General features: G+C 55.7%; 12 protein-coding genes. 11 read left to right on the plus strand and 1 reads right to left on the minus strand.

The genetic code is table 11. The features are described from left to right. Window positions 1-12 precede the first annotated feature (12 nt). The 11 genes from L1071_RS12810 to L1071_RS12860 all read left to right on the plus strand — a co-directional run bounded on the left by L1071_RS12810 (window position 13) and on the right by L1071_RS12860 (window position 14744). Window positions 13-1782, plus strand: coding sequence for a hypothetical protein (locus L1071_RS12810; protein WP_246975470.1), 1770 nt, complete (start codon window positions 13-15; stop codon window positions 1780-1782). A gap of 188 nt (window positions 1783-1970) precedes the next feature. Further along, complete coding sequence (locus L1071_RS12815; protein ID WP_246975472.1) at window positions 1971-2843, plus strand: decaprenyl-phosphate phosphoribosyltransferase; 873 nt, start codon at window positions 1971-1973, stop codon at window positions 2841-2843. Beyond that, the gene (locus L1071_RS12820) at window positions 2828-3811 is read left to right on the plus strand and encodes a lysylphosphatidylglycerol synthase transmembrane domain-containing protein (RefSeq protein ID WP_246975474.1); all 984 of its coding nucleotides are present in this window, start codon (window positions 2828-2830) and stop codon (window positions 3809-3811) included. Before L1071_RS12815 ends, L1071_RS12820 begins: the two co-directional genes overlap by 16 nt. After that, window positions 3808-5109, plus strand: coding sequence for an FAD-binding oxidoreductase (locus L1071_RS12825; RefSeq protein ID WP_246975477.1), 1302 nt, complete (start codon window positions 3808-3810; stop codon window positions 5107-5109). The genes L1071_RS12820 and L1071_RS12825 overlap by 4 nt, the downstream gene beginning before the upstream one ends. Beyond that, window positions 5106-5861, plus strand: a complete 756-nt coding sequence (locus L1071_RS12830; protein WP_246975479.1) for an SDR family oxidoreductase — start codon at window positions 5106-5108, stop codon at window positions 5859-5861. Before L1071_RS12825 ends, L1071_RS12830 begins: the two co-directional genes overlap by 4 nt. Then, on the plus strand, window positions 5858-6496 hold the full coding sequence (locus L1071_RS12835; RefSeq protein WP_246975481.1) for an HAD-IB family hydrolase: 639 nt from the start codon (window positions 5858-5860) through the stop codon (window positions 6494-6496). Before L1071_RS12830 ends, L1071_RS12835 begins: the two co-directional genes overlap by 4 nt. A 9-nt stretch (window positions 6497-6505) precedes the next feature. Continuing rightward, window positions 6506-7726, plus strand: a complete 1221-nt coding sequence (locus L1071_RS12840; protein ID WP_246975482.1) for a hypothetical protein — start codon at window positions 6506-6508, stop codon at window positions 7724-7726. Between the two features lie 276 nt (window positions 7727-8002). Beyond that, window positions 8003-10012 (plus strand): sensor domain-containing diguanylate cyclase, encoded by a 2010-nt coding sequence (locus L1071_RS12845; RefSeq protein WP_246975484.1) that lies wholly within the window; start codon window positions 8003-8005, stop codon window positions 10010-10012. 36 nt (window positions 10013-10048) lie between these two features. Further along, the gene (locus tag L1071_RS12850) at window positions 10049-11293 is read left to right on the plus strand and encodes an NAD(P)/FAD-dependent oxidoreductase (RefSeq protein ID WP_246975486.1); all 1245 of its coding nucleotides are present in this window, start codon (window positions 10049-10051) and stop codon (window positions 11291-11293) included. 126 nt (window positions 11294-11419) lie between these two features. Then, complete coding sequence (locus L1071_RS12855) at window positions 11420-12619, plus strand: ABC transporter substrate-binding protein (protein WP_246975488.1); 1200 nt, start codon at window positions 11420-11422, stop codon at window positions 12617-12619. Between the two features lie 4 nt (window positions 12620-12623). After that, window positions 12624-14744 (plus strand): methyl-accepting chemotaxis protein, encoded by a 2121-nt coding sequence (locus L1071_RS12860; RefSeq protein WP_246975489.1) that lies wholly within the window; start codon window positions 12624-12626, stop codon window positions 14742-14744. A gap of 85 nt (window positions 14745-14829) precedes the next feature. On the opposite strand, the gene L1071_RS12865 is transcribed toward L1071_RS12860, so the two are convergent. Continuing rightward, window positions 14830-16401 carry a glycoside hydrolase family 43 protein gene (locus L1071_RS12865; protein WP_246975491.1) on the minus strand — a complete coding sequence of 524 codons (1572 nt, stop codon included), beginning with the start codon at window positions 16399-16401 and terminating at the stop codon, window positions 14830-14832. Between the last annotated feature and the right edge of the window lie 7 nt (window positions 16402-16408).

Consider the following 16408-nt stretch of genomic DNA (forward strand, 5'->3'; position numbering starts at 1 on the left):
AGGAGAAGTCCCATGTCCAAAGTGTTATACGCCTGCAGCCGAAACTCTTGTTTCAATGCCAGTACCAAAGAAAAGCTATATGACGTTTGTAATCATCTTGTTCCGGATAATATCGCGGTACCTAAACCTCATGTAGTACGTGTCGAAGATGATTTGGCATATGCTGTATGCATGGATAGTGGTGCCCTCCAAGAGTCGGGGGTGAGCTTGCTTCTGGGGTTTTTGTATGAAAAAAATAAAGTTAGTTGGGATAAACCAAGAACATGCTATCCAGATGGTAATTATGCCTTATTTAGGGTCGATGAGCTCGAGCTTGAAGTGGTAAGCGATTGTGTTGGGACCAGAACGGTCTGGTATTACCATGATGAAGAGATTTTTGTTGCATCAACGTCGCAACGCGCAATAATCATGTTTCTTGGAACATTTGAATTTGATGAAAGAGTGATTCCGTGGATGCTATCGACAGGCTCGCTGGGTCCGCAGCTTTCTTGGGATAAAAGGATTAAGCGCCTGCCGGTCGATAGTTATTTATCGCTTGATAAGAAATCATGGCTTGCTTCTATCACCCAAACTCCCATTAATTTTTCTGTGGTCGATCGTAAGATGGCAGACCATGAGAAGTTATTGGCTGATTCGATCGGTCAAGCTGTAGAGTCTTTTAAGAAAATCGATTTTGAGCGATGGGTGCTGCCGCTATCCGGTGGTTATGATAGTCGCGGAATCTTGTTGTTTATAAAAAATACCATAGGAGCTCCAGATAATCTGAAGGCGATCACGTGGGGCTTAGAGAAATCGCAGTATGAAAAAGGCAATGATGCCTATGTGGCTAAGGAACTGGCTCGTTCCGTGGGGATTCAGCATAAATATTACCATACAGATGTTTCTCCAGAGCCGCTCGAAGTGGTTTTTGACCGATTCCTTTTTTGCAGTGAAGGCCGTGTTGATCATATTGCTGGGTACATGGATGGTATGGATATTTGGAAAAAGCTCCATGATGAGGGGGTGCATGGAGTCATTAGAGGTGATGAAGGCTTTGGAGAGTACCCAGTCTCATCGGAATTGAACGTTAGGAACTTAGTCGGTTGTGGTTTGTGTTCCGACTACAAAAACTTGTCGCAAATTGCTGATGAGTTTGGGTTTCCCCCTCAGGAAATGCCAGTTGAGTTACTCCAGAAAGAAGGGGAAGCATTTTACGCATGGAGAGATCGGCTTCACCAAGAGTATCGTATTCCTACCGTTCTTGCGGCCCTGTCTGATATCAAATGTTCGTATTTAGAGCAAATAAACCCTTTGCTTTCCAGGTCAGTTCTGGATGCCGTTAGAAGCTTCCCGGATGATCTTAGGACGGATAAATATTTGTTAAAGAATATCGTTGAATCTATGGAGCCGAGGGTTCCATTTGCCGTTAAGGTCGCAAATGCTAGCCCTAAAGATATACTCCGAGATAAAGGGTGTGTCGACCTTATGAAATCAGAGATAAACAGTAATTATTCGGCTGGTTTGTTCGGAGCTGGCTTTGCAAATAGAATTATCAGCGAAATAAAAGTTGGGAATGATAAGCCAAGAAGATGGGATGTGAAAGGACTGGTAAGTTCGCTTTTACCTACCTCAATAAAGAGCCGGCTGCGTAACACGGTAGCTCGTCGATCGGTCGATGGTAATGTTCTTGCGTTTAGAGTTTTTATGATTATAAAAATGCATAAAATGTTAGTCTCTGACTCTTCGAGAATGTCTAACTTGCAACACCGTGCAATAGACGAGGCACGCACTGCTAGTAGTTAAATACTAGCCGGATCCTGAGGTAAAGATCTCTATTGATTTTCCGGAGTGAGGTGGGCTGCTTTGTAAGGCTCTGGGTAATTATATTTCACGCAATAATATTGAGACTATTTATTGTGAGCGAATTTATAGAAGTTAGGATGCGAATAATTAAAATTATAAATCAATATGCCGTAGCGGGGTTTCTGTATATGCGTTCGCTTATAAAGTTGATAAGGCCACACCAGTACCTCAAGAATGGTTTTGTGCTAGTCGGGCCATTATTTGCCCATCAGTGGGATTTTTTCACACTCTCTCAAGCGCTGTTGGCCTTTCTGGCGTTCTGCTGCATGGCTAGTGCGGTTTATGTACTCAACGACATCATGGACATCGAGGCGGATCGAGCCCATCCGGTGAAGTGTCGTCGTCCCTTGCCGAGTGGTGCCATTTCCCCCCGTGCGGCCAAACGACTGCTTGGTGGGCTGATAGCTGCATCGATGATGCTAGCAATGTTGGTTAGCGGCTGGGTCACTCTGTTTGTAGCAACTTATTTTGTAATCAACATCTTTTACTCCTGGCGCCTTAAGCACATCGTGATCCTCGATGTATTCTTGATCTCGTCCGGCTTCATGCTGCGCATTCTGGCCGGCACGGTGGGGTTAGGCATCGCGCCGTCCGCGTGGCTGCTGCTGTGCGGTTTGATGGTCACATTGTTCTTAGGCTTCTCCAAGCGACGCGCCGAACTACTGATGCTTGAAAGTAACGAGCACTGCAACGGAGGGCTGACCCGCCGTGTGTTGGATGATTATAGTCCGGCCATGCTCGAGCAGTTCATTGCTGTCACGGCTGCATGCACGGTGCTTGCCTACGGCCTTTATACTGTTTCCCCAAAGACGATCGCCCAGCATGGAAGCGATGGATTGATCTACACCTTACCCTTCGTGGTGTATGGCATCTTTCGCTATCTTTACCTGCTGCATCAAAAGTCCAAAGGCAATGATACGGCCAAGGACCTGGTTATCGACCGCCACCTGTTGGTCACGGTCGTCGGCTGGGTAGGGTCGACCCTATGGGTACTAACATGATGGTGAGGGTCAATTACCTGGAAGGGTGGCGGCTGCGGGCGTTGATCCTCTCCATTGTGGCAGCGACTGCGGGCTATCTGGCGTTTTCCCTGTGGGGAGGCTGGAATGAGGTGGTAGCCGCCTTCGTGCAGATTGGCTTGGTAGGCACGCTAATCGCTCTATGCTTGTCGCTGATGAACTACGCCCTGCGGTTCTGTCGCTGGCAGCTCTACTTGTCGCAGCTGGGGCATTGCGTGGCTTGGCCGCCGAGCCTGCGAATCTATCTCAGTGGCTTTGCTCTGACCACTACGCCCGGTAAGGCGGGGGAGGCTTTCAGGGGCGTACTGCTCAAGCAGCGTGGGGTACCGTTTCCGGCGACCTTTGCTGCCTTCATCAGCGAGCGCCTTTCCGACCTCGTGGCCATCGTGTTGCTCACCCTGGTAGGGCTGGCCCAATACCCCCAGGCGCGGGGCATCGTGCTCGCTGGTGTGCTGGGGATTGTGGTGGTGCTGATCTGCCTATCGAGCCAAACCCTGCTGGACCGGCTGCACCGTTGGGCCTCGGCTCGCCAGGGCAAGCTGATGGCCTTGGTTACCCATGTCAGCGAGATGCTGGGGGGCGCGCGCCGCTGCCATCGTCCCGGCCTTTTAGGCGTAGCCACCGTGATCAGCGTGGTCGCCTGGGGCGCCGAGGCACTGGCTTTCTACTGGATGCTGGGCTGGCTCGGTGCTGACATCTCACTGTCGTTTGCCATTTTCGTTTATGCGCTGTCGATGCTGGCCGGCGCGTTGAGCTTCCTACCGGGGGGGCTGGGGAGCGCTGAAGCGGTGATGGTTTCGCTGCTGGTCCTTAAGGGCATGACCATGCCCGCCGCTATCGCGGCGACCGTATTCATTCGCCTGGCAACGCTGTGGTTTGCGGTGATGATCGGCTTGGTGGCCCTGATTCATAGCCGTCATGGTGAATCATCTGCAGAGGAGACAGCATGATCGCTCCACGTTCATGGAACCGTCTGCCGCGTGTGGCTCCCGACGCGGTCCATGCGCTGACCCAACGCTCCGCTGGCGTTCCGGACAGCCTGCCCAGGCCGTTACTGGCCCACGGTAATGGACGTAGCTATGGTGATGTATGCCTGACCGAGCAGGGCACGCTGCTGCTTACCCGAGGGTTAGACCGATTCATTGAGTTCGACCCGCAGCAGGGTGTGCTGCGCTGTGAGGCGGGCGTCACCCTGGCCGAGCTCCTCGCTCTGGTGGTGCCACAAGGCTGGTTTTTGCCCAGTACGCCGGGGACGCGCTTGGCCACGGTGGGTGGCGCCGTGGCCAACGACGTGCATGGCAAGAACCACCATGCCGTGGGCAGCTTCGGTCATCACGTACGCGCCTTGGAGTTGTGGCGCAGCGATGGCAGCGTCATCGAATGTCGGCCCGAGGACGGCAACGGCTGGTTTTCGGCGACTATCGGCGGTTTGGGCCTGACAGGATTGATTCGCTGGGTCGAACTTCAGTTGATCCCTATCCAGAACCCTTGGATGTGGATCGAGTCGCAGCGCTTTGCCAACCTCGAGGAATTCTGGGCAATTAACCGCCGTGCCGAGGCCCAATGGCCCTATACCGTGGCCTGGATCGACTGCCTGGCCAAGGGCAAGGCGCAGGGTCGAGGCATCCTGCTGGCTGGCCAGCACGCGTCGGCACAGGCGGAGCTGCCGGCGTTCAAGGAAGGCGGTAAGCGTATTCCCGTCGACCCACCGTTCTCACTGGTCAACGGCCTGAGCCTGCGAGCCTTCAATACCCTCTACTACCGGCAACCGGTGAAGCCCCAGGGGGCATTGACCCACTATGTGCCGTACTTCTACCCGCTGGATGCCATTCAGGACTGGAACCGCATCTATGGGCGGCGTGGCTTCTACCAGTACCAATGCGTGATCCCGCCTCGCGAGGCCGAGGCGGCTACCGCGGCGTTACTCGATACCATTGCAAAGCGCGGGGAAGGCTCGTTTCTCGCCGTGCTCAAGACCTTCGGAGGCAAGCCCTCGTTGGGGATGCTCTCGTTTCCGCGCCCCGGTACCACCCTGGCACTGGATTTCCCCAATCGGGGTGACAAGACCCTGCGCTTGCTGGCAGACCTGGATGCCATCGTGCGTGAGGCCGGCGGCACCCTCTACCCCGGCAAGGATGCCCGCATGCCCGCGAGTCTGTTCCAGTCCGGCTATCCCGAGTGGGAAGCCTTCAGCAACTACGTCGACCCCGGTTTCTCTTCCCGATTTTGGAAACGTGTGACCTCATGAACTCTCTCAAACGTGTGATCCTCTTCGGCGCGACCTCCGCGATTGCCGAGCAGACAGCCCGGCAACTGGTCGCCCAGGGTGCCTCCCTCTACTGTGTGGGACGCAATAATGACAAGCTCATGGCCCTGATCGATGACCTCAAGGTTCGGGCCAGCGACCAACAGCAGATCGATGGGTGTGCGGCTGATCTAACCGACAGCGATCAACATGCTCGACTTATCGATGCTGGCGAGCGAGTGCTGGGCGGCATCGATGGCGTGCTGATCGCTCACGGTACGCTGCCGGACCAGCAGGCCTGTCAGTCGGACGCCGACTTGACTCGCCAGGAGATCGAAACCAACGCCCTGAGCGTGATCAATCTGCTGACCTTGCTCGCCAACCAGCTCGAGCAGCAACAGCACGGCGTGATCGCCGTGATCAGCTCGGTGGCCGGCGATCGGGGGCGGCAGAGCAACTATGTCTATGGCGCCGCCAAGGGCATGGTCACGTTGTTTCTCCAGGGCCTACGCAACCGGCTGGCCAAGAGCAATGTCGACGTGGTCACCATCAAGCCCGGTTTCGTCGATACCCCTATGACCGCCGAGCTCGATAAAGGTGGGCCGCTGTGGGCCAAGCCCGAGCAGATCGCCAAGGGCATCATCAAGGCCATGCAGAAGGGCAAAGGCGAAGTGTACCTGCCGTGGTTCTGGTGGGGCATCATGCTGATCATCAGGCATATCCCTGAAGCTATCTTTAAACGGATGTCGTTATGAATCAGCTTCCTGAGTTCGATACTCGTCCCGTCGCATTTTTTGACTTCGATGGCACCTTGACGACCGGGGATACTTTGATGCCGTTTCTCAAGTTCGTCGTTGGCAAACCGACCTATTACGCCAAGCTTGCGCTGCTGAGCCCAGTACTCGGTGCTTATTATGCGAAGATACTGCGTAACGATATTGCCAAGCAAATCGTGCTCAAACAGTACTTAGGGGGATGCCACATTGATGAACTCTTTGCCCTGGGAGAGCGTTTCAGTGAAGAAGTGATCCCCACCATGCTTCGCCCAGAAGGCATGGAGCGTCTCAGGTGGCACCAGGCCCAAGGGCATGAGTGCGTACTGGTGAGTGCCTCGATGAATGTTTACCTGAAGTCTTGGGCTAAGCGAGAGCGTTTTTCGGCGGTGATCTGCACAGAGCTAGAAGTTGGCAAGAAGGGCTATGTATCAGGGAAGATTCAGGGAAAGAATTGTCATGGGGAAGAGAAGGTTAGGCGAATAATTATTTCTAAGTTGGATAGTAGAAGATTGACATATGCGTATGGGGACTCTAAGGGAGACTTGCCTATGCTTAAGTTGGTGGATCATGGGTTTGTTTTCGAAAGGGGAGTTTTTTCTGTTTCTTCTATTTAGGTGGGAAGAGTGGATATTAAATCAAATGCTTGGGATGTTAGGGATGTCGGAAAAATAAGTTTATTTCTGGCGTGTTCTTTTGTGGCGCTGATTGTCTGGGTCAGGTCGAACCCCCATCTTTTTTTTAATGGTACGAGTTACTTGAGTGATTGGAATTATACTCATTACCTTTTTAATTATGACGAAGGGTTTGTAAAAAGAGGGATTGTCGGGGATTCTCTAAAGACCCTTGTAGGCCATGTTTCATATGATTTTGTTAATTTTTTCTCATATATATCCCTTGGGGGGCTTTCCTTTTTGTTTTTTTTGTTTGTTTCGAAGCCTTACGTAGATTATGGGAGGAGGTTTGGTGCCTTTTTACTCTTGATCTTTGCTGCTACTTCTCCTGCGACTTTGCAGCACTTTGCTTTTGATGTTGGAAGGTTTGATCTGATCATATATATAGTTTTTATACTGATCATCTTGTCGATAAAATTTCTTGCTGAAAGAAGTGTTTATGCAACTTTTGCTATTGTTGTTGCAGGGCTCTCTTTGTCAGTCTTATTGCATGAGGCTGCACTTTTTATGATACTGCCTCTTTCTCTTGTTTTTTGGAACTACATTGACCCCTCTAGGAAGGGGGTTGTTTGTCAGGGTGTTAGTTTTACAGTCATATTTTTCATGACATTTTTGGTTTCTACGCGTGGAGAATATAGTGCGCTTGGGTTTGAAGATCACCTGGAAGCCTTGAGAGGTGTTTATGGTGATAGGGTGATGAGTAGTTCTCTTGTTGTTATCCATAACTCTTCTCTTGAAGAAAATGTCAGTAGAACAATAAGGCTTGGCCTTAGTTTTCCACGCATAGTACATCATGGGGCTCTTATTTTCTTCATGATGCCTTTTGCGTATATGATGTATAAGCTTTACATGTCAATACGTAGCCAGGTTGATATAAGGGTTAAGCTTATTTTTATAGCATCATTATCTCCTTTAGCCCTTTATCCCTTGGGTCAGGATCATTTTAGGTGGTGGTCATTGGCTATCACAAATATTATATTGTCAATATGCTTTGTTGTTTTGAGGGACAAGGTTATTCGGGAAGGTGTACTGTCATTTTTCGAAGATAGGGTGAGGTTAGTTGCCTTTGTTGTATTGTTTGGCCTTGTTTCTGGTCCTTTGGGTGTTACAGAAAGTTTTGATGTGGTTGTGTATGCAGCAAAATTTGTAGGATCTATTATTCCTGGTTTATAGAATAACTACAGCACTCGTAGTGTTCATGTGCTCCACCATCTTGACGGACATCTTACCCTTCAACCGTGTCTGCCCCTGACGCCGGTGCCTCGTGCACCGGCGTTTTTTTGTCATCGCCTTGGCGTGGTACTACCAGCCGGGATGAAAATCCTACTGCGCAAAGGGGCTGTGAGGCGCGCGGGGTTTGCGCGCTGGAGCCGCTGGGATACGCTTGTCGCCTATCATTCAACAATGACACGGGGCCGGCAAGGCATAATGCGAACATGGCTAAATCGCATGAGGCGACTATCCAAAACGTTGCTACCCAAAACGCTACTGGGGCGCTTGGTCCTTGGCACCGGGGTGGGGTGGATTGTATTGGTCATCGCCATCCTGTGGGTGTCGCTGCGTGGCGGCAGCGATCTCGCCGAGGAGATCAATCGGTCGCACCTGGATTACGAAGCCTCGCTGATCGCGCGCGATATTCAGCAATCCATTTCGTTGCGACTCGATACGCTTAATACTATTGCCTCCTCGCAAGCGGGGGCGCTGCAGGGCGATGTACCGCTGACCGAAGACAGCGACGACGACGTGCAGGCGCGCTTGAGCGACCACACGGCGCTGCTGGAGTTATTCGATTCGGCATTCGTCGTCGATGCTGAGGGGGATGTCATGGGCTTCACGCCGTCACTGCCGGGCGCGGTGGGCTTGAATGTGGCCGACCGCGAGTACTTTCGCTTCGTTCAGCAAGTGGGGCGCCCCTTCGTGGGTCGCCCGATCATCAGTAAACTCCACGATAGCCGACCGCTGGTAGTGATGGGAGTCCCGCTTACGGATGCGCAGGGCCATTTCGAAGGCATGCTGGGCGGCGTGGTCAATCTGCGTGACGGGCGCTTCTTCCTCGACCTGCGCAGCCTGCGCATCGGGAAGCAGGGCTATGCGGTGTTGATGACCAGTGATGGCACGGTGCTTAGCCATCCCGATAAGTCCCTGATCATGCATCATATCCCTTCCACGCTGGAGAGCCCGGTGCTGGCGCAGGCATTGGATGGCTGGCAGGGGACGGGTACCGGTCGTCTCATTGACGGCGAGCCGGCGTTGATGAGTTATCATCAGGTCTGGGAACCGGACTGGATCGTGGGGGTGTTCCTGCCGCAAAGTCAGACGCGTCAGCCGATTATCGATTACGTGCGGAGCCAATGGTGGGTGGCGGTGGCCGTAGTGCTATCGATGCTGCCCTTGTTGTGGTGGTTGTTGCATCTGGGGCTTTCGCCACTGCGGCGACTGGCGCGTCAGATCGCGCAGGTGGGGCGAGGAGAGATCCCGCGCATTTCCCTGGATACCTCGCTGGAGGAGTTGCAGCGTATCGCCCAGACCTTCAATACGGTGGAGTATGAGCGCAATCGCGAGCGTTCGGAGCGACGCAGCCGCCAGGCTTATCTCGATGCGGTGCTGAGCTCGTCGCCGTTGCCGATGTTTCTGGCCGATCTCGGGGGGCGCATCAGCTACGTCAATCCGGCCCTGGAAGCTTTGACGGGGCTGTCGGCGGCGTCGTTCCGGCATCGTGCCTGGTTGCGCCGCCTGCATCCCGAGGACCGCCCGTTGCTGTTTGCGCTATGGCGCGATGCGGTGGACGGTGGCCATGAGCTGCATCGCCAGTTGCGCTTTGAGTGCGGCGATGGCGGCATGATGTGGCTGGAGCTTTATACCAGCCAGGTGATGAACGGCGAGCAGCCGCAAGGCGTGGTGGGCTTCGTCAAGGACATTACCCATCTACGCGCGCAGCAAAAGCGTCAACTTTGGGAAGCCGAGCACGACCCGCTGACCGGGCTGCTCAACCGGCGCGGTTTCGAGCGGCGTCTCGAAGAGACCTTCCAGCGTTTCCGCGAGCATGGTGAAACGGCGTCGTTGATCCTTTTCGATCTGGATAGCTTCAAGCCGATCAACGACGAGGGCGGCCACGCCCTGGGCGATGAAATGCTGCGTGCGATCGCTCGGTGTCTGGAAAGTTGTGTGCGCCGTGACGATCATCTGGCGCGTCTGGGCGGTGATGAATTCGCCATCCTGTTGCCCGGCTGCGCCAACCCACAAGCCATGCGTATCGCCGAGGAGGTGCGCCACGCCGTAAGCGAGTTGTCGGTGCTACGCAAGGACAAGCGCTACCGTGTCACCGCGAGCCTGGGTATTTCGTGCCTGAGTGCCGATGACAGCGATGCCCAGGCGATGGTGAAACGCGCCGATGCCGCGAGTTATGACGCCAAGGCTCAGGGCAAGAACCGCATGATGAACGACGCGCGTTGCCTATGACGCCGCGCCCGGTGCGAACATGAAAGAGGAGCGACGATGAAGCACGATACCTTGGTGTTGGGCGCGGGCATGGTGGGCGTCGGTGTGGCGTATCATCTCGCGCGACGTGGGCGCCGGGTGGGGCTGGTGGATCGTCGCGCGCCGGGTCGTGAAACCTCCTACGGCAATGCCGGCATCATCCAGCGCGAGGCGGTGGCGCCGCATGCCTTTCCGCACGATATGCATACCCTGCGCCGTGTACTGGGCAACCGGGGCGTGGATATTCGTTACACGCCACGTGGGGTGATGCAAGCGGGGCGCGCCTTGTGGCAGTACTGGCAGCACAGCGCGCCCGAGGCCTATGCACGGATCGTCCCCGAATATGCCTCGCTGATCGAACTCTCGATCACGGCGCATGCGGAGATGATCGCGGCGGCGGGGGCCGAGGAGCTAATCCGCCGCGATGGGTGGATGGAAGTCTTCCGTACCCCGGGGGCGCTGGAAGCACGATTCAGCGAGGCGCGAACGCTGGGCGAGCGTTTCGGCCTGACGCATGACGCCTTGGACGCGCGTGAATTGCGCGCGCGGGAACCCGATCTGGATGCCCAGGCCATCGGCGCCGTGCATTGGCGTGACCCATGGAGCGTAGCCGATCCCGGTGCCTTGGTGGCGGCCTACGCGCGGGCCTTCGAGGCTGAGGGTGGAGAATGCCTGCAAGGCGAGATTCAGGCGATTGCACGCCATGGTGAGGGCTGGCGCGTGACCACGGACACCGGTGTCTTCGAGGCTCGCGATATCGTGCTGGCGCTAGGGCCCTGGGCGGATGAGTGGCTGGCCACGCTGGGCTACCGCCTGCCGCTGTTCGTCAAGCGTGGCTATCACATGCATTACGCCACGCGTGACGAGGCGACATTGCACCATTGGGTGCTGGATGCCGAGACCGGCTATCTGCTGTCGCCGATGCGTGCGGGCATTCGTCTGACCACCGGCGCGGAGCTGGCGCCGCGCGATGCGCCGCCGGGATATGCCCAGCTCGAGGCGGCGGAAACCGCGGCGCGGGGCTTGTTCCCGCTCGGCGAGCGCCTCGAGTCGCGCCCCTGGAAAGGCGCACGCCCGTGTACGCCGGACATGAAGCCCATCATCGGCCCGGCGCCACGCCACAAGGGATTATGGTTCGCCCTCGGCCATGCCCATCAAGGCTTTACGCTAGGGCCGGCGACTGGACAACTCCTCGCCACGATGATGGAAGGCGAGGTGCCGGCCATCGAGATGGGGCCTTTCCGCGCCGAACGTTTTTTGTAAGCGTTAGCGGGCCAAGTTTCTCGATTCAACTTTTCTGATCTACTGCCGATAAGTGACTGCATAAGGTCGTGGGCAAACCGCTGGGTACCCGCGATAGCACGCATCACTATCAAGAGGCAGGGATACATGAAGGTGCAATATAGGTGGCTGGCGGCCGGAGTGTCGCTGGCGGGCGTATTATCGCTCGCGTTGATGGCGACGCCGGCGATGGCGGAGGTCAAGGTAGGGATGGTTGCGCCCTTCAGCGGGGCGGCGTCATCGCTCGGCGAGGGGATGCGCCAGGGCATCGAGGCGCGTTTCGCCGAGGCTAACGAGTCGGGCGGCGTGCATGGCGAAACGCTGACGCTGGAAACACGCGATGACGGTTATGAGCCGCTGCGCTCAGCGAAGGCGACACGCGAGCTTCTGGAAGACGACGATATATTGGCGATGCTGGGCAATGTCGGCACGCCCACCGCCATCGTCAACCTGCCTATCCTACTCGAGCATGAGATGCCGCTGATCGGGGCGTTCACCGGCAGCGGCGTCTTGCGTCAGTCTCCGCCGGATCGCTATGTCTTCAACTATCGCGCGAGTTACGCCCAGGAAACCGCGACGATGATCGAAGGCTTGCTGATGGCGGGTATCGCTCCCGAAGAAATCGCCTTCTTCACCCAGGCCGATGGTTACGGCGATGCCGGTTACCAGGGCGCGTTGCGCGCGTTGGCCAATCACGGTTATTCCCGCCCTGAACGCTTGGCGCATGGACGCTATACGCGCGGCACGCGCAACGTTCATCGCGGCCTCGCCAATGTCTTGCAAGCGCCCGTCACGCCGCGTGCAGTGATCATCGTGGGCACCTACGGACCGGCGGCGGATTTCATCCGCGAAGCCCGCAAGGACTTGCCCGATGCGTTGTTCCTCAATGTCTCCTTCGTGGGCAGTCAGGCCCTGCTCGATGAGCTCGGCGAAGAGGCTGAGGGCGTGATTGTGACTCAGGTGGTGCCGCCGTACGAAGCCGATTTGCCGGGCGTGAAGGCGTACCGCGAGGCATTGAAAGCCGAGGATGACAGCGCCGGCGGCGATTTCGTCTCGTTGGAAGGATATCTGGCGGCGTCGCTATTCATCAAAGGGCTCGAGGCGGCTGGCGCCGATGCCGACCGCGAGGCGCTCGTCGATGGCCTGGAAGGTTTGGGCGATGTCGATCTCGGTATTGGCAAGTCACTGACGTTAGGCTCCAAGGATCATCAAGCGAGCGATTCCGTGTGGGCCACGCGTATTCACGACGGCCAATTCGAGCTGATCGATTGGTTCACCCTGCTCGATGACGGCGCGGCCAAGGAGTAACCCCATGAAAAAGAGTTTGAGCCTACGGGCGATGTTGATCGGGTTATTCGTGGCGGCGGTGCTCGGCGCGTTAATTCCCGCGGCGGCAGGGTTCTTGTCCAACCAGCGGTTGATCGAGGCACAGCATCTCTTCACCGATGAGATATTGCCCCAGCAGGCGGCGAGTCGCGCTATGAGCGATGCGTTGACGCGTTACCGTCAGCGTCAGTCGGATCTGCTCGCCGCCAACAGCGAGGCTGCCTTCGATGAGGTCGCCGATCAGGCCGAGGCCGATGAAGCCTTCACGGCGGGGCGTGAACGTCTTGCGGCATTGACCGGCGATGATAACCAGGCGTTGTTCGAGACACTGGATAGCGATTACGCCGACTTGCGCCAGGCCGATACCGCGCTGGAAGAGGTGCGGCGTGAGGACGTTGCATTGACCGTCTCGATGCACGCGCGTATCGCCGAAATGCAGGAAAAGATCGCCGAAGTATTGACCGACGCCGAATCGATGGCGGGCCGTGCGACTCTCGAGGATGTGCGTCAGCAGCGTGCCTTGATACGGCGCATCCAGACGATGCAGGACGATGGGCTCTCGATGGTGCCGATGTCGATGCTCGATACGCTGACGGAGCAACGTGCCAACATCGCGGGGCTCAGCAGCGACGTGCAGATGCTGGTCGCCCAATTGGCGGATCAGGGACGTCAACTGATGCAGGTCGATAGCCACGATGCGTTGGTCGATCTGCGCTATAACCAGATCGCTCAGCAGATTTCGCGGATCCACCAGGCGTTGGCGAGTATCGAGGGCGCGGTAGGAGCGACTTCGGCACAGCAGCAAAGTGCCGGTCAGTTAGAAGACGTGGTGACCGAGCTGAATGAATTGATGCTCACGGGCGACAACGGCGTTTATGCATTGCGCGATCGTCAGCTTGGCTTGCGCGAGCGCTCTCAAGAGGCTTTGGCTGGCGTTTCCGAGGCAATGGACGGTATGGGCGAGAGCCTGGAGCGCGTCGAAGCCTATGCCGCCGAGCGCGCCGATGAGGCCGCCGAAAAAGCCGCCGCGACGGCGCAGGCCGGGCGCGTATTGCAACTGGTGGTATTGCTGATCGTAATCGTGATTCTGGCGGCGGTTGGCTGGCGCGTGATGACCCGGGTGCTCAAGCCTATCGGTGAAATGCGTCGCCAGATGGAAAGCATCAGCGGGGCGGCGGGGCAAACCGGTGACTTGTCGATGCGCTTGAAAGTGCGCCACGGCGATGAAATCGGGCATACCGCACAGGCCTTCAACCAGATGATGGTGACCTTCGAGCGGCTGATTGCGCGGATTCGTGACGGGGCCGAGTCGGTGGCCTCCAGCAGCCGTCAGATCGCCTCGGGCAACCAGGATCTGGCGCAACGCACCGACGAGCAGTCTTCGTCGCTGGCTGAGACGGCGGCGAGTCTCGAGGAAATTACGGCGACCGTGAAGCAAACTGCCGACTATGCTCACCAGGCGCGGGACATGAGTCATGGTGTCGGGCAGCGCGCGCGTGAAGCTGGCGACGTGGGGGACCGGACACATAACGCGATGCAGGAGATTCGTGAGTCCAGTGCCAAGATCTCCACGATCGTCGAGGCGATCGACTCCATTGCCTTCCAGACCAATCTGCTGGCCTTGAACGCCTCGGTGGAAGCGGCCCGTGCCGGCGAGCATGGCCGTGGTTTCGCCGTCGTCGCCGACGAAGTGCGTCGTCTTGCCAGCCGCAGTGCCGACGAGGCCGAGCAGATTCGTCACCTGGTCAAGGACAGCGTGACCAAGGTGGGCGAGGGCGCTGAGCTGGTCGAGGAAACCGGTGGACATCTACGCGAGATCGTCGAGAGTGTCGACAAGGTGTCGCAGTTCGTCTCCGAGATCGCCGAGGCCACGCAAGAGCAGTCGACGGGGATCGACCAGATCAATCAGGCGATTGCCCAGCTCGACCAGGTGACCCAGCAAAACGCTTCGTTGGTGCAGGAAGCCTCCTCGGCTAGCCTGTCGCTGGATGAACGAGCCAACGACATGCATGTGCTGGTGGGGCGCTTCAAGGTCAGCAACGCGGCCTACCAGGAAGACGACGACACGGACGACAGTGCCTCGCCCAAGGCGCTGCCGACCGCCTGAACGTGGGCTGATAGATAAACGACGGCCCCGCTGCCAAGGCAACGGGGCCGTTTAGGTATCCATTATTAGTTCCTACGCCGATTATTTACTGCGCCGGTTGATAGTTAAAATAGGCGAAATCCGCTGCTTTTGCTTGCCCACTGAGGTCTTGTGCACAAATGCCGACAAAAGCGCCCGTAAAGCGAATGTAATCGGCATCATCGTCCGATAAATGACTTATATCCAAAGAAGTACCAACCTTTGTCCATGCCGTGTCATGGGTGGATACAAAAAACTGCACATGACTATTCTCTATCTCGGCCCTTAGGTAGGTTAGGCCGCCAGGAATGTGAATGTCGCTTTCTAGAGGTTCATTGTATTGGCCGTGTGTTGATTCAATGATGCCGATACATTTTCCGAGTCTTTCATCATGCGATATACGAAGATAGACGTAGTCGGCGGTATCATAATATAGAATCAAGCCTGACATTTGTTGAAAGGTATCCGGTTCGAAATCTACCGCTGTTTCCACTACAAGGTGTAGAGTGGTTAGCCGCCTGGCAAGAAGGCTTTGATGATGCGTGGATTGCATCGACTCTCGCCCCTTGAGGCGCAAATGGCCGGGACGATCACTTAGCGATATCCATGTTTCGCTGAAAGGTTGTCGTAAAGAGTTCCAATAGCGTTTAAGGTCTGTTCCTGAGAAGTCATCATAGTCATTCTCATGGTGGACTGGGCTTATGGGTATTTTGGGTGAGTCGACTTGAGCTTGTGGAAAAGGACCACCTTCAACGCGCAACCAGCCATCGTCAGTCCAATAGCATTTTTGCAGCGCCGTTTCGCGTCCCAAGATGCATTTCTTATCGATAATAGGACGTGCACATAGATGAGCCATATACCATTGGCCATCTTGAGTTTCCACGAGGCTACCGTGTCCAGATTTTTGTAGTTTCTGCTGATCTAGCTGATCGGAAGTTAGTATTGGGTTCGTGGGGTCGACTTCATAAGGGCCAGTTAACGAAGAGGCTCTGGCCATGGTCACGGCATGCGTATACCAAGTACCACCTTCCGCCGTCATGAGATAATAATATCCGTTGCGCTTGTAAATATGAGGTGCCTCGGTGATACCTAAATCGGTTCCCTTGAATATATTGTATACCTTACCCACCAGCTGGCGTCGTTCGGGACTATACTCTTGCAGAGCTATTCCTGCAAAAGAGGCTTTTCCTTTGCGGAAGTCCCATATCATATTGAGTAGCCATTTAGTGCCATCGCTGTCGTGAAAAAGTGACGGATCAAACCCGCTACTATTCAAGTATAGAGGGTCAGACCATGGCCCTTCGATGTCGGTTGCTGTTACAAGGTAGTTGTGTGCGTCTTTGAAAGCACCTTTGCGACTCTTGACATCAGTATAGATGAGGTAAAAGACGCCATCATCATAGCTTAGACAGGGAGCCCATACACCTCCTGAATCGATATTGCCTACCATGTCGATCTGGGCTTTGCGCGTTAGGGCGGCAGGCAGTAACTGCCAGTTAACAAGGTCGCGAGAGTGATGTATTTGCACTCCAGGAAACCATTCGAATGTCGAGGTGGCAATATAGTAATTGTCCCCCACTCTAAGTATTGAGGGGTCGGGGTTGAATCCAGGTAGTATTGGGTTCGTTATGTTCTCCATGGTAAAT

This window comes from Chromohalobacter sarecensis (assembly GCF_023061135.1).
GTDB classification, from domain to species: Bacteria; Pseudomonadota; Gammaproteobacteria; order Pseudomonadales; family Halomonadaceae; genus Chromohalobacter; species Chromohalobacter sarecensis.

Bases quoted from the DNA above. Each gene is read 5' to 3' on its own strand.
- L1071_RS12810 (WP_246975470.1), top strand. From the start codon at position 13: ATGTCCAAAGTGTTATACGCCTGCAGCCGAAACTCTTGTTTCAATGCC.
- L1071_RS12815 (WP_246975472.1), top strand. From the start codon at position 1,971: ATGCGTTCGCTTATAAAGTTGATAAGGCCACACCAGTACCTCAAGAAT.
- L1071_RS12820 (WP_246975474.1), top strand. From the start codon at position 2,828: ATGGGTACTAACATGATGGTGAGGGTCAATTACCTGGAAGGGTGGCGG.
- L1071_RS12825 (WP_246975477.1), top strand. From the start codon at position 3,808: ATGATCGCTCCACGTTCATGGAACCGTCTGCCGCGTGTGGCTCCCGAC.
- L1071_RS12830 (WP_246975479.1), top strand. From the start codon at position 5,106: ATGAACTCTCTCAAACGTGTGATCCTCTTCGGCGCGACCTCCGCGATT.
- L1071_RS12835 (WP_246975481.1), top strand. From the start codon at position 5,858: ATGAATCAGCTTCCTGAGTTCGATACTCGTCCCGTCGCATTTTTTGAC.
- L1071_RS12845 (WP_246975484.1), top strand. From the start codon at position 8,003: ATGAGGCGACTATCCAAAACGTTGCTACCCAAAACGCTACTGGGGCGC.
- L1071_RS12850 (WP_246975486.1), top strand. From the start codon at position 10,049: ATGAAGCACGATACCTTGGTGTTGGGCGCGGGCATGGTGGGCGTCGGT.
- L1071_RS12855 (WP_246975488.1), top strand. From the start codon at position 11,420: ATGAAGGTGCAATATAGGTGGCTGGCGGCCGGAGTGTCGCTGGCGGGC.
- L1071_RS12860 (WP_246975489.1), top strand. From the start codon at position 12,624: ATGAAAAAGAGTTTGAGCCTACGGGCGATGTTGATCGGGTTATTCGTG.
- L1071_RS12865 (WP_246975491.1), bottom strand. From the start codon at position 16,401: ATGGAGAACATAACGAACCCAATACTACCTGGATTCAACCCCGACCCC.